At 44.6% G+C, this 14,206-nt stretch carries 13 protein-coding genes and 1 pseudogene; 12 read left to right on the top strand and 2 right to left on the bottom strand.

Features of this window, described 5'->3' with window-relative positions:
• The first annotated feature begins 161 nt into the window (after positions 1-161).
• The 3 genes from CLV98_RS12600 to CLV98_RS12590 all read left to right on the top strand — a co-directional run bounded on the left by CLV98_RS12600 (position 162) and on the right by CLV98_RS12590 (position 1,943).
• Positions 162-557: a Spi family protease inhibitor gene (locus CLV98_RS12600; protein WP_158281251.1), complete on the top strand. Its 396-nt coding sequence runs from the start codon at positions 162-164 to the stop codon at positions 555-557.
• Positions 558-628: 71 nt separating this feature from the next.
• Entirely contained in the window at positions 629-1,336 is a 708-nt protein-coding gene (locus CLV98_RS12595; protein ID WP_158281250.1) for a C10 family peptidase, read from the top strand.
• Between the two features lie 94 nt (positions 1,337-1,430).
• The gene (locus CLV98_RS12590; protein ID WP_109674665.1) at positions 1,431-1,943 is read left to right on the top strand and encodes a hypothetical protein; all 513 of its coding nucleotides are present in this window, start codon (positions 1,431-1,433) and stop codon (positions 1,941-1,943) included.
• A 459-nt stretch (positions 1,944-2,402) separates the two neighbouring features.
• Here CLV98_RS12590 and CLV98_RS24310 read toward each other — a convergent pair whose 3' ends face one another.
• Both CLV98_RS24310 and CLV98_RS24305 read right to left on the bottom strand, forming a co-directional pair.
• Positions 2,403-2,543, bottom strand: coding sequence for a helix-turn-helix domain-containing protein (locus CLV98_RS24310; RefSeq protein ID WP_445438688.1), 141 nt, complete (start codon positions 2,541-2,543; stop codon positions 2,403-2,405).
• Positions 2,544-2,641: 98 nt separating this feature from the next.
• Positions 2,642-2,946: pseudogene (locus CLV98_RS24305) on the bottom strand (recombinase family protein).
• Positions 2,947-3,067: 121 nt separating this feature from the next.
• Between CLV98_RS24305 and CLV98_RS12575 the strand changes: the two are divergent.
• The 9 genes from CLV98_RS12575 to CLV98_RS12540 all read left to right on the top strand — a co-directional run bounded on the left by CLV98_RS12575 (position 3,068) and on the right by CLV98_RS12540 (position 14,097).
• A complete protein-coding gene (locus tag CLV98_RS12575; protein WP_109674663.1) occupies positions 3,068-4,006 on the top strand; it encodes a DUF4158 domain-containing protein in 939 nt (312 codons plus the stop codon).
• A gap of 923 nt (positions 4,007-4,929) precedes the next feature.
• Positions 4,930-6,096, top strand: a complete 1,167-nt coding sequence (locus tag CLV98_RS12570; RefSeq protein WP_109674662.1) for a Tn3 family transposase — start codon at positions 4,930-4,932, stop codon at positions 6,094-6,096.
• A 35-nt stretch (positions 6,097-6,131) separates the two neighbouring features.
• Positions 6,132-6,272, top strand: a complete 141-nt coding sequence (locus CLV98_RS23440; RefSeq protein WP_158281248.1) for a hypothetical protein — start codon at positions 6,132-6,134, stop codon at positions 6,270-6,272.
• A gap of 311 nt (positions 6,273-6,583) precedes the next feature.
• Positions 6,584-7,099 (top strand): phage tail protein, encoded by a 516-nt coding sequence (locus CLV98_RS12565; protein ID WP_109674661.1) that lies wholly within the window; start codon positions 6,584-6,586, stop codon positions 7,097-7,099.
• Between the two features lie 45 nt (positions 7,100-7,144).
• On the top strand, positions 7,145-7,651 hold the full coding sequence (locus tag CLV98_RS12560) for a phage tail protein (protein ID WP_109674660.1): 507 nt from the start codon (positions 7,145-7,147) through the stop codon (positions 7,649-7,651).
• A 43-nt stretch (positions 7,652-7,694) separates the two neighbouring features.
• A complete protein-coding gene (locus tag CLV98_RS12555) occupies positions 7,695-8,210 on the top strand; it encodes a phage tail protein (RefSeq protein WP_109674659.1) in 516 nt (171 codons plus the stop codon).
• Positions 8,211-8,267: 57 nt separating this feature from the next.
• Entirely contained in the window at positions 8,268-8,771 is a 504-nt protein-coding gene (locus CLV98_RS12550) for a GNAT family N-acetyltransferase (RefSeq protein WP_109674658.1), read from the top strand.
• Positions 8,753-9,061 carry a DUF6916 family protein gene (locus tag CLV98_RS12545; RefSeq protein WP_109674657.1) on the top strand — a complete coding sequence of 103 codons (309 nt, stop codon included), beginning with the start codon at positions 8,753-8,755 and terminating at the stop codon, positions 9,059-9,061. The genes CLV98_RS12550 and CLV98_RS12545 overlap by 19 nt, the downstream gene beginning before the upstream one ends.
• A 59-nt stretch (positions 9,062-9,120) precedes the next feature.
• Positions 9,121-14,097, top strand: coding sequence for an Ig-like domain-containing protein (locus CLV98_RS12540; protein WP_109674656.1), 4,977 nt, complete (start codon positions 9,121-9,123; stop codon positions 14,095-14,097).
• The last annotated feature ends 109 nt before the right edge of the window (positions 14,098-14,206 follow it).

Below are 14,206 nucleotides of genomic sequence, written 5' to 3'. Positions count from 1 at the left end.
GGAGCCAAACTATGGACTTGATCTAAGAACAAATGGTCGTGGCTTGCGGCTGCGCTGAAACGAACCAAACAAGGAACATTCTCATTGGCTTTAATAATAGTATGTACTTTAATACCTCCCTTTCTTTTGCCAGTTTTGGGATTGCGGCCAACTCCTTTTATATGCTTAGACAGTTTTTCTCCCAGAATGGCTATTTTACCATTTTTCTCATTTCCCTCCTTTTCTTTACAGGATGTAAAAAGGATTCTTTTGACGAACCGGCCAACGTAAATCAAATAATTGATTCAAATTTTGTAGACGTAGATCTGGCCACTAAAATTGCTAACACACAAGCACCAAAAGATAATCGGCCTAATGCTAGAAGCAACAATGCATTGAAGCGAGTAAAGAGTACGTTTAGTGTCAAGCCAGACGGAACTAATCCTTCAATGTATATCGTCAATTACGAAAATGGTGGGTTTGCCATAATCGCGGGTGACAACCGCATCGATCCCATACTAGATACTCCGATGAAAACCCATTTATTACAGATGCAGAATATTACCCCAGCGGCCTAGTTACCTGGCTACAACAGATGGATGGGACAATAAAAAAGATCCGCGCTGAAAACTCTAAGCAAAGTCCTTATATGAAGAAGATGTGGGATACATACCTAAGTGTTAACGCATCAGCTGACTCAAAAACAGCAAGAACATTTGGCCCAGATGATTGCACGTATAATGGTCAAATCTTTATTGAGATCGTAACAAAAAATCTGAACACCGCGAGATGGCGGCAATCGGGTGCTGGCTTTAATGACCTTGTTCCTGTACTTTGTAGCAGTAGAGCTAGTGGCAAAGCACCTACCGGTTGTGTTGCTACCGCAGTCGGCGAAGTAAAGAAATACCATCAATATCCCGCAGCCTACGCATGGTCATCTATGGATGATGTTCTCGGAAGTACCGCAACCGCTACGTTGATGAGAGATCTAGGTATCAATCATAACCTAGATAATAGTTATGGCTGCGATGGAACAGGTGCACAAAATAAAGATATCCCCCGTACATTTGCAAATATGGGGTATCCAACCCCTTCTAGAGGTGATTACATCTTTTCTACTGTCCATAACGAACTCTATAATAACAGACCTGTCATACTAGCCGGCGGAAAGGAAAGTGGCTGGTGGATCTTTAATATATATTCAAATGGACACTGCTGGGTAACTGACGCCTATAGAGATACTAATTACTGGGAGTGTCATCAAAATCCTTGGAACCCAAGTCAATATGAGAAATATTTATCTACATCGACTGGTCAATTATGGATGAATTGGGGCTGGGGTGCTACCGACAATTGATGGTATATGAATAATAACTTTAACCCAGGGACAGATACCTACAACTATAAAGTACAAATGATCACAAATATCAGAAAACCTTAATTATCTTACTATGAAAACATTACTCGCATTATTGGTTGGAATTGCAGTCTTAACATCTTGTAAAGATGACAGTGACGATCCGACCGCAGTAGAAGTAGACACTAGCGTTGACTTTGTTAGGGTTGATAAAAATGGCATTAATGTATTTTCAAACGCAAGCGCTAACTATATCGACCCTTCAAATGTGGAGACTTTTTATCTAAAAAATGGTGACAAGGTTGAAGTTAATAACCCTGATTTGGCAGCCTCAAAAGGAGTAATTTTAAATGAGATCAACGGAAACAAGTATCTACGAATGTTTGTGTACCCCGGAGAAGTTGACCAAGAAGAGACAATAACCTATCTTCAATGGAAGGAAAATGATACAGACACCATTAAATCCTTAATGTCAAGGTCCCCAGGGGCGGTATTCATTTCAAAGTTATGGATAAATAATAGTTTGATTTATGAGGCCGGAAAATCCAAAGGTATTACTTGGAATGGAGGGCTTTTTGAACGTCTAATTACAATTCAGGATAAATAATTGGTAATTTAAATCATTGCCTTCAAAATGCCCCGTTTTTGTAACGGGGCATTTTTACATCCCCAAACTCATCCTCCTGTCCTTCCCAGTATCCAGCCCCTGTTTACGCAGCTGCTGCCGGTACCCGGCCAGCTCCATGGCATTTTTCGCCGTGTCCCTTTCAAGCCATTTCCGGGCGAGATCCGCGCCAACCGGGCCGCTGTCCTGGGCCACGCTCCGACAGATCAGCCCAATATCATCTTCCCCCAAGCATTTCAGCTACGTTGACACCTGTGGGGCGCTGCCTTTAAAATTGACGAAGATTCCGGCCATGATCCGCTCATAGCTCTGCTGGCTGCGTTGCTCAACCTGGGCTTAAATTAAAAGAACGGACAAAAACAGTCACGACTTTGGTGTAGGACAATTGTTTGGTCTTCAACCTTGTATATTAAGACCTAATAGCTTTAAAATGAAGCGGAATCAATCAACTGTACTTTTTCCGCTTATCTTAACTCCTCTATGTCTCAAATATTTGTACAGTGTCATTTTTGAAATTTTCAAATCAGTTGCAATTTCGTTAACCCCTAACTTTCGCTCGTTGTAAAGGGTCTGTGCGAGCATAGCCGTTTTTTCGGCCTCCTTGAATAATCCCCGGCTCCTGCCGCCTTTTCGTCCCCTGCCCCTTGCTCCCTCTAATCCAGATCTTGTCCTTTCACGGATCAGGTCTCTTCAAATTCTGCTAATGATGCGAAGATGTTAAAAATGAACCTTCCCTGGGCAGTGGTAATATCGATATGATCATTGATCGATACAAGGCCAATCCCCCGCTTTTCAAAATCGGAGGTCATTTCAAGTAAATGTTTTAAAGACCGTCCCAACCGGTCCAGCTTGTAAATGTAAATCACATCACCTTCACGAAGGATCTGCTGCATGGCAGCAAGCTGTGGCCGATCCGATTTCATTCCGGAAGCCTTTCCTGAAATACCTTTTCACAGCCTGCCTTTTGTAGTGCATCCAGCTGCATTTCCAAATTCTGGTTCTGGGTCGATTCCCGCGCGTATCCTATTTTCACTTTTGGATACTTTAATTCATCTGTTCAATCAAATTTAATGTACTTAGATTGAGGTACAAGTTTATTTTACTAAATTAGGTTAGTATGTCTGCTTTCCGATTATTTTTTAGGCTCCAACAAGCCTGGCAGGTTTGTACATTCTGAGCGGCGTTTTTTTATACACACATTTATTCATCCTCAGTATCGTCTACCTAGAAAAGATTATCTGAACTCAGAAGCCCGCCAAAAATTTGATTACCCCCCTGTGCTGACTCCGGAACAAAAACTGATTTATCTAAAGACTCCTGAGTGGGCTACCGAATATGTTAAGAATTTACAGACACCTTCCAATAAAGTGGGCTTTCTTTTGCAGGTTGGATATTTCCGTATTGTCGGCCGCTTCTTTGTATCAAGCCGTTTTCATCAAAGTGACGTAGATTTTGTTTCGGAAAGAATTTCCCTTGATGTAAATGCGGTACAAATGAGTGAATATGAAGGCCGGACTACGCTCAGGCATCGGGAAGACATGCTTGGGTACTTTGGATTTGCTCCATTTGAAAAGTCATCAGAACAGGTTTTGATTGAAGAAACACACAGGCTTGCATATGTACAAACCAGGCCATACTTAATTTTTGAGGGTATGGTCGCTTTTCTTCAGGAGCAACGTATTGAAATTCCTACATACCAGACTTTAAAAACGATACTGGATAAAGCCCTTTCAAATTTTGAGTGGGAATTGGAATCCATCTTGACCAGGCACTTAACATCCGAAGATATTTTACTATTGGACCAGCTTCTTATAGAACATAATTCTTATCAGGAGGATTCCAGACGGCATTTAACAGTTAAACGGTACGAAATCACCTTTTTTAAGCCCATCTCACAGTCGATGGAGACAAAGCAAATCCGGAAACGTGTCCATAACTTTCAGCATTTAAAACGGATGTATCTGCAATTATTACCTGTTGCCAAACGCTTAAAACTCTCAGACGCTACGATTCCATTTTATGCCGAATACGTCATTAACAACTAGGTACCTCAGATAGCTACCCGCAATATGATCCGGTACCTGCTTTTGATTTCCTTTATCATTCATCAATACTATTTGTTGGGCGATGCACTTATCCTGACCTTAAATAGTGCGGTCCCTAATTATGTCAATGGTTGTGAGAATCTGGTAAAACAAGAGCTGTATCAAAACAGGATGCAGACTGCGCAGCTGGTCAGCAGCGTTGCCTATCGGAGCAGCACTCACATTGATGTTTCGGGCACCATCGAAATAATTATTGCTGATACTACTATAGAACCGTTGGCCAAAGTAACATTGATCGAGCAGCTTTTCAAAAACAAACGGTTATCACAAAAGCTGTTAAAAGACGACGAGCAGCGTCTTAAAACCCTGCGGGAGGCAAATCAGGAAATAAATAACCGGGAAGATTTTTACATGGCTATTGAAAAGGGTTCTTCCAGGATCACAGGAAAGTTCAGTGAAATTATAAAAGCTTTGGTGGCCAGTACAACTTCATCGGGAAAAGACATCTTGAAAGCTTTCCTTTATTTTCAGGAAAAGGACGGCTCTATCTTGGCCAGGGGACCGGTTCCAACTGATTTTTTAAACATGGAGCAGCAGCAGCGCGTGCTGACTTCTGAAGGAAAGTTGCGGGTAGGATTGTACAAAGTATTTTTATTCGAACAGATACGGGATAACATCAAGTCCGGGGCGCTTCCTATTGATTCATCTTACGACTATCGTAGTTTTGAAGAATATGAAATCCCTGGGAGTGTATGGAATAAAGAAAAGGATAAGCTCATCCAGCAGGCCGGATTAACGGTGTATAGAGACTCACGTATAACGCTGCTACGGCTAAATGAAGAGCTCAACACTCAAATAAAAAAAACCAATGAGCACATAGACACCGGACAAAACAAGAAGGTTTATTTTGATGCAGACGGCAATTGGCATCTAATGAAAGACAAGTCCGAAGAAGATGCTGTGGAATCAGAATCTCTTTTTTCCCAGGAATACGTCATTCCCTTACTGGAAGTCCTTCAAACAGTACAAATGCGAGCAATTTTGTTTCTGTATTCAAACATGCCGGCATTGACCATACACCGAAACGGCCCGAAGAAAAGCTGTTTTTTGCAGCAATCCTTGGCTACGGATGTAATATTGGCATCCGTAAGTTCTCTTTTATGTCCAAAGGAATCCGTACAAGTTCATTGGAAACAACAGCTTTACATTATTTTTCTCCGGACTTGTTGGTTCAGGCCAATGACAAAGTCCTCGCTTTTAGTAATGCATTACCGCTCACTGAACATTTCAAAAAAGACACCGGCTTTATCCATACATCCAGTGACGGACAGAAATTTGATGTCTCGGTTGCATCCCTGATTGCATATGCTTCCTTCAAATACTTTGGAAATGGCAGGGGCGTTACATTGTATTCCTTTCTGGATGAATCAGGACAACTTTTTTATTCGACTATATTTAGTGCAGCGGATCCTGAATTACATTATGTAAACGACGGGCTGACACATAATGTAGTAATCCTGCCCTATGCCCATTCCACAGATACCCACGGATTTAGTGAACCGGTTTTTGCTGTAACCGGGCTCCTTGGAATAAAATTTCGCCCCAGGTTTGCCAGGTTTCATCATCAACAGCTGTACACTATTGATGAAGTGCGTACATACCGTGAACAGAACTATAAAATTATTCCGGACGCAAAAATCAATCTGGCACTTCTCGAAGAGCATTGGGACGAAATACTAAGGCTGGTTTGTACCATTAAACTGGGTTATGCCAAGGCATCCACCTTATTCAGGCGGCTGAACTCTTATTCAAAACAGCACCCGTTATATAAAGCGTTGAAGGATCTGCGGTGGCTTTACAAGACTATTTACATCTACGAATACATCGATGATGAAGTAATCCGAAAATCGGTTTCGGGCTCTCTATCCAAAGTTGAAAGCAGCAACAAATTTTCAAAAGCCATAACGGTTGGCAATAATCAGGAGCTCCTATGGGCAACCAGAAAAGAACTGTTAACAGTCCAAGGGTGTAAGCGACTAATAGCCAATTCTATAAATGCCTATTACCTGATGTTGTTATCAGAAAACTAGTTGCAGCTGGCTCACAACAGGACAAACAGATTCTCTTGAAGAAAATAATCAGTACTTCTACCCAAAGCTGGGCACACATCAATTTAGTAGGCGAGTATGACTTCTCAGACGGTAAAGACTACAAAACATTTGATTTGGGTGCACTGATGGACCTAGATCTAAGGCCTGAGAATTAAATATTCCGGTCTTAGGTTAAAGAAAAATCATACACGAAAGTCGTGACGGTTTCTCTCCCTTTCTTTAATTTAACCCTAAATAGAAAAAATTTTATTACCGATAACTAAGTTATAGAACACTTTATGTGTATATATTCATATATTTATTGAACAAATACGTCTAGGTAGCACAGGCTCCTTTTCTAAAAATAATCCCACACATACTCTATAACCCAAGCCGCATCAGTATCAGGCGAAAAGTAGGTGCCTGAATCAAACAGAGAAATTTCCTCGTGTATTCTTTTAAATTTTCATATAAACACCTTTCTCTTATGGCCGAACCCTTTTTATCAGAAATCAGAATGGTCAGCTTTACCTTTCCACCTAAGGGTTGGGCTTTGGCCAATGGACAGCTACTACCGATCAACCAAAACCAAGCCTTATATTCACTTTTGGGTACCACCTTTGGTGGTGATGGTCGTGTAAATTTTGCCTTGCCAGACTACCAAGGCAGGGTTCCCATGCACGTAAGCCAAGGCCACCGGCTCGGCGAAAAAGGAGGGGAGCAATCTCATACCTTATCCGTTTCGGAGCTCCCTAGCCACACCCATCTGATGAGTGCGATAGATCCCGGATCTTCGGACAATAACATCAATAATCCTTCAAATAGCCTGTTTTCCAACTCAAAACCTGCGGATCTCTACCAGAATACTCTGGCTAATCTTACCGCCCTTTCTCCGAATACCATTGGAGGTGGAGGAGGAAACCAGTCTCATATAAACATGCAGCCTTTTCTGACCATCAGTTTCTGTATTGCTTTGCAGGGAGTTTTCCCGACTCGCAATTAGTTTACAATTCTTGCTATTTAAATCCATTATTAATACCTATAAATTATGGCACAGCCTTATATTGGAGAAATAAGAATGTTTGGAGGAAACTTTGCTCCCGCAGGATGGATGTTTTGTGAAGGGCAGCTTCTTGCCATTTCCGAAAACGAAACACTCTTTCAGTTAATTGGAACGACTTATGGTGGAAACGGACAGACTACATTTTCACTTCCAGATTTGAGAGGGCGACTGCCCTTGCATCAAGGCAATGGATTCACCATTGGCCAATTAGGCGGGGCGGAACAAATCACGCTCGACAATACTCAAATCCCGTCGCATTCCCATGCTATGATGGCTTCCAAAGATGGAGCGAATACGGCACAACCTAAAAATGCTATCCTGGGCACCTCGTCTACAGTGAAAATGTTTATGGGTGATCCTCCCTCTGGAGCAACCATGAGTCCAGAAGCTATTGCTCCGACAGGAGGCTCACGGCCACATAACAATATCCAGCCTTTCTTGTGTGTGAGTTTCATCATTTCACTATTCGGAATTTTTCCTTCTCCGTCCTAATGTTAAAATCCCTTCATTTTTAATTTAAACTTAACGTCAACTTATGGATCCTTTTGTAGCAGAAATAAGAATATTCCCATTCAATTTTCCACCCAGAGGCTGGTCTTGGTGCAACGGTCAGTTGTTACCGTTGTCTCAAAATACGGCCTTATTTTCCCTGTTGGGTACCACCTATGGAGGCGACGGCCGAACTACTTTTGCACTGCCTGATCTTCAGGGGAGGGCTCCCATGCATTCGGGACGGGGCCCAGGGCTGACCCTACGCCGCCTAGGAGAAAAAGGCGGCACCGAAAAGGTTACCTTGCTAGAATCCGAAATCCCAGCACACAGTCATACCGTTGGACTGACGCCCCAGCCCGGTGAAATTGCGGATCCCTCGGCACACACCATTGCCAGATCCAGCAACGGAGCCGTGTTTAAGGCGGGTAACCCTACCGTAAATATGTCTGCAAGTTCAATAGCATCCTCAGGTGGTGGTCAACCCCATAATAATCTGCAGCCCTATCTGACTACGTACTTTTGCATCGCCCTTCAAGGGGTTTATCCGCAGCGTGGGTAATACCAATTAGGACGTTGATTGAACCAGAATTTGCCACTGACTCCTATTTTAAGAAACATGCAGTTCAAACCAGCCCATCCGGAAATTACTTTACGCAGCATTGAGCCCCAAGACATGCCCTCCTTACTGGCCATGTACGGAAGTACCAGAAAACAGGAAATGGACCAGTTGCCAGAGTGGACCAGCGCAATGAAATTAGCATTTATCACTAGCCAATTTGAAGCCCAGCACAACCATTATCAAAAAAATTATATAGGAGCAGATTTTTGGGTAATATGCCAGAACAATGTAGCTATAGGAAGGTTATACTTTCATGAAAACTTCCAAGGACGAGGAATGCGTATCATCGACATCACGCTACTGCCCCCCTACCGGAATCGAGGAATAGGAAGCGGCATAATAAATGACCTGATAAAACTTGCCGACCAGCGGGAACGGGGGCTGAGTATTCATGTGGAGTCTTTCAATCCAGCCAAAGACCTTTACACCCGTTTAGGATTTAAAAAAATAAGTGAAACTAACGGTGTATATCACCTAATGGAATGGAAAAATACGATTTAAGCAAGGTAACCGAGCAGGATTTCAGGGATCATCTTGGCCAGAAACTCTACATTGAATTTACTTTGGACCAAGCTGAGCCTGTGATTGTAACCAAAATAACGCCTCTCGAAACTTACTCGCCTATTAAAAGAGGCGCCTTTTCGGTCGTCTTACAAACGGAGGGAGTAAACGATCATTGGCCACAAGGAATCTACCGGCTTTTACATCCATCGACCGGTTTATTTGAAGTTTTTCTTGTTCCCATCGGTGCTGATCAGAATGGCATGCAATACGAAGTCATATTTTCTTGATAGTAAGGGGCATCGCCTCATTCTGACGCTCCCCGCGGTCCACTCAAACTCGACAAATAATGAAAAACTTCATCGTCTTCCTTGCTGCGGCAGCCCTATTGGCCTCCGGATTGTCGATCCAAAATAGCACCAAAATCGGCTCGACTTCAGTAATACAACGATCAGACGGAGAAAACCCGGAGAACAACCGACTTCCCAATCCACCATTTAATCGAAAAACTTCAAAGCAGTCCACACTGCTAATACCGACCATTACTGCGACTAATACCTACCTATTAACGAATGACATTGGCTTGCCGGGTGCATCGGCCGGAGATGAACTCGAATATACTGTAACGATCACCAATAGCGGAACGGATGCCAATGGAGTCTCCTTTACCGATCAGATTGATGCCAATACCACACTCGTGGCCGGATCAGTTAAAGTAAGTCCCATCGCGCAAAATGACACCTATACTACCATAGGAAATGTAGGACTCGACGTATCTGCCGGAAGCGGGCTGCTAGCGAACGACATAAGCCCCGATGCGGCTACATTGAGTATATCCGGTGCGGGAGCCATAGCCACCAGCCAAGGTGGCGTTATTAACTTAAACTACACGACTGGCGCCTTTAGCTATGTTCCCCCAGCAGGATTTACGGGCAATGATACTTTTACATATACCCTTCAAAACGGTTCGGGATTCACCTCCATCGCTACCGCCACAATCACCTCTGCCGGTGCCATATGGTTTGTAAATTCCGGAGCCAGCTCCTCGGGGGAAAACGGGACTTTGGCTAAACCTTTTACGTCAATAGCGAGTCTTCAGGCTATTAACGACGGCGGGGCATTACACCCTAAAACGGGTCATACCATCTTTATTTATCAGGGCAATTATAGTGGACCACTCACCTTGCTCGATCAACAAAAACTAGTAGGCCAGGGTGCCGCCGCTTCACTCTTGTCGATTTCGGGCTATGGGGTGCCAAATGGGAACAGTATATTGCCTACTACTGGTGGCACCCGTCCGACTCTAACGAGTTCGGGCGCCTTCAATGTCATCAATACGGCTGCCACCAATACCATCCGTGGCTTGAATATTGGTGCTTCGGGCGGGGCGAAATTAGCTGGGTCTACAGCAGGAACGGTTACAATAAGTGAAGTAGGGCTATCGGGTAGCGGCAGGGCCCTCAATATGTCTAACGTAACTTTTGCTGCAGAGTTCTCAGAAGTATCATCGACGGTGGCTTCGGGATCAGTAAGCCCAATAAACATTTCGAATAGTGGGGGATCTCTGAGAATAAACTCAGGCTCCATCTCCTCCACGGGTGTCACTGCCATTCAGATTGCGGGTAGTTCGTTGGCACTGAACGTGACGCTTGTTTCGGTGTCCTGCAATAGCGCAGCAAAAGGAATTTCTGTTTCTGGAACAACAGGCACATTCCGGATTACGGGCGTAGGCACTACACAGGGCTCAGGAGGTACCATCCAGAATATTACAGGACGAGGTATAGATTTTAGCACTGCGGCTGGTGTTACCCTCAGCAATATCAACCTTACCAATGCCAATACACAGGACGCAGCGTCCTGTGGCACAACGGATAACGCTGCTTGTAACGCCGCCGTTTATGCCAACGTGGTCGACGGATTTAAACTAGAAAAAGTAATTATATCGGGCACCGTAGTGCAGCATGGCATCAACCTAAAAAGCGTCAACAACCTGGTAATCAGCAACAGCTCGGTAGCCAACGCTGGCGATGAGGTCAACGAAGGGGCCCTATTTGCCATCAATACAACGGGAACGAGCTCCATCACAAATTCTACGTTTGCAAATACTACCGTGACCAATGCACCATCTGGAAGGGTGGCATATTTTGGAAATACCAATACGAATTTGACCCTTTTAACAGTTGACAACTCTATTTTTAAGGATGCACCAAACAATGGCGGGATACTGATGGAAGGATATGGCACTTCCCAAATGAAGATGAAAATCACCGGGGGAAGCCAGTTTCTAAGATGCCAAACCCAAGGTATCAAAATGATTGCCAATAATTCCTCTCAACTGGTTGGAGATATTCGAAATGCTATCGTCAATAATGTTGCCTTAGACGGAACCACCAAATTAACCTCTATCGGGATCGATTTACACTCTCTGGGCACCTCATCACTGAAATACAATGTAATTAGCAACAATTTTAAATGTAAAAATGGTCCAGGAATAAACTTAAAAATGAGCGATAATTCATTTCAGGAAGGTACTGTGGATGGAAATGTAGTAACTAGCGACGGGGGTGGTGGATTCGGAATTTTTTTTGATACCGAAGGGGCCTCCGCTAAAGGAGTCGTCAAAATAAGCAATAACACCATTTCGGGAATTCTATTTGACTCCGGGATTGGAGTATGGGGTTACTCGCCAAATAATACCACTAAAAGCGATGTAACGGTTAGCGGAAATAATATCAGCACCGGGGCTGGAGCATTTTATGATATTGACGTCAACCTTACCGGAACGCTGACAGACAACAAAGCCAAGCTTTGTGTAAATATCAGCAATAATACCGTCGCTGTAGCCACCGGAACCGCCCTGCGCTTACGTCCGGGTGCTGTAGGTAACGAGGTGATCCTACAAGGCACTGGCAATACCCTCGCTACCGTGTGGAGTGCCAACGCCAACACCCCGCCCAACGCCAGCGTGTTCCAGGCTGGATCGGGTTTGACCAGCTATAACACCGGTCAAACTTGTGCTGTACCCAATGTTACTTCCTTGAGAGTCGCCGTAATGGAGGAGGCCACATCCTTACAGCAAATTCCCGTAGGGATAGAGCCTTCCGGATCAACCGAAGCAAAAACCAATGAAACGACATTCCCGACGATTGCCACTGAGCTTAAAAGTTCAGAACCGTCCAACATCACTGGGAACATGACCAGTGCTAGAACGACAGCCACCATGTCGGGTGAAACGGTTTCCGTTAATGGAAGTGGAAGTGGTTTCAGTCTTCCTGCAGCCAAGAATGTTATCGTCAAATTTAAGGCCACCATCAACAATAGTATACCGGCCTCCACCTGCCAGGTCACCAATCAAGGGACGGTGAGTGGTAGTGGATTTAGCAACGTACTAACGGACGATCCTACAGTCACAGGCCCAAGCAACCCAACGGTAACGGCCCTTATATCGGCACCCACCATTAGCACTTGCCCTAGCAGCCAGGTGGTGAATCCAGATAACGGTACCTGTACAGCCACTTTATCTTTACCTGCCACCGCCGAAGGATGCCCAACACCAGCGACTGTTTATAGCGTGGCTGGAAACCCTATAACTTTTCCCTATACCTTCCCTACGGGATTGACAACAGTCCTTGTAACGGCTACTAACGGTATAGGTTCCAGTGCAACCTGCTCCTATACGGTAACGGTTACCCCTACGCCAGCACCCAATATTTCTCAAAACCCCATAGATCAGGAGAAATGTGCGGGAGAAAACGTCTCTTTTTCAGTAGCGGCAACGGGTACTATTAACGACTACCAATGGCAAAAAAAGCCGTTTGGTGGTGCTTTTACAAATATAACCTCGGCTAGCAACCCCACAGCAATCACCTCTACACTCACACTAATGGGTATTCAGGAGACGGACGACAACTCGGAATATCAGTGTGTCGTTTCTAATCCCTGCGCCAGCAGCACCTCCACGGCCGCCGTATTAACGGTCAATAAACTCGCCACCTCCACGCTATCGGGCACCGTTACGGTAAATCAAGGTGTAGCGCCCCCCACGGTCACTTTCAGTGCGACTGGAGGCACACTGCCCTACACATTTAGCTACAGCATAAATACTGGAATGGCCTCTACCTTAACCACCACGGGCCTAGCGACTTCGGTGGGTATTACCCAACCCACCGAAGTCGTTGGTGTCTTTACCTATGAATTACTCAGCGTAACCGATGCCTTGGGCTGCATGCTCACCCCTGCCACTCCGCAGACGGTCGCCGTCACCATCGGCAACAATCTTACGGCTACCATTTCGGCCGCGACGACAGGCTGCGTGGGAGAACCTTCCCCGCAAGTTACTTTTACCGCCCAAAACGGCATTCCACCATACACTTTTACTTACAAAATGAATGGTGGAGCCGATACACCACTGAATGCAATAGGGTCCGCTACAACGGCCAGTGTCTCCGTCCCTACCACGTCCTCCGGCAATTTTACTTATGAGCTCATCAGTGTCAGCGGCTCTGGAGGAGCGAATAGTCCTGTGACAGGCCAAAGTAATACGGTGGGTATAAGTGATGTTCCATCCATTGTACTGAGTGGGGCCGAGTATAGTTGCTCCATTGACTTTATCACCTATTCGGTCTACTTTACGGCTACAGATGGAGCTACAGTTACTACGGACACAGGGACGGTTTCAGGCAATAGTGTAATTGATATTCCTTCTAACCAAACCGCTACAATTACGGCCACCAAAAATGGCTGTTCTAGTTCTTTATCCGTTTTTCGAAATTGCGCACTTCCGGTAACACTTATAGACTTTTCAGCTACCGAGCAGGAGAATTCGGTAATATTAAAATGGAGAACCAGCTCGGAAACCAACAGCGAAAGATTTGATATAGAACACAGTATCGACGGCAAGCAATGGAGGACGATCGGAACGAAAAAAGCGGCTAGCGAAAGCTCCGAAATCCGTTTGTACACTTTCACAGACCCTACCCCCGACATGGGCGATAATTTTTACCGACTGAAAATGATCGACCGCGGCGCAGACAGCCATGCGCAGACATTTTCCTATAGCCGAATCGTATTTGTAGGAATGAGTGGACCAGCTATACTGGAAATCTTCCCGAATCCAGTAGCAGATTTTCTAACCATAAAGTCCCAACCGTCTACCAAAATCGAGTCGATCGAGCTATACAACCTCAGAGGCGCCCTTGTTTACAAGTCAGGTAGAAACATAGCCAATACGATACCGGTTCACACCTTGCCTGTCGGCCTTTACATGCTCACTATCCAACAAAAAAGTGGCGTAATAAGTCATCAAAAAATACTTGTGGATCGATAAAGAACCTGATTAAACTGGACAATCCGCTCCAATAAATCACTGATGGCTAAAACTTGGTTCATGTTCTGGAGGATGGGGGGGCCTCACTCCTACCATATTTTCCATGGGC

The organism is Dyadobacter jejuensis (assembly GCF_003149085.1).
GTDB classification, from domain to species: Bacteria; Bacteroidota; Bacteroidia; order Cytophagales; family Spirosomataceae; genus Dyadobacter; species Dyadobacter jejuensis.
The sequence above is the reverse complement of the archived record's forward strand: the minus strand, read 5'-3'. Positions and strand labels throughout refer to the sequence as shown.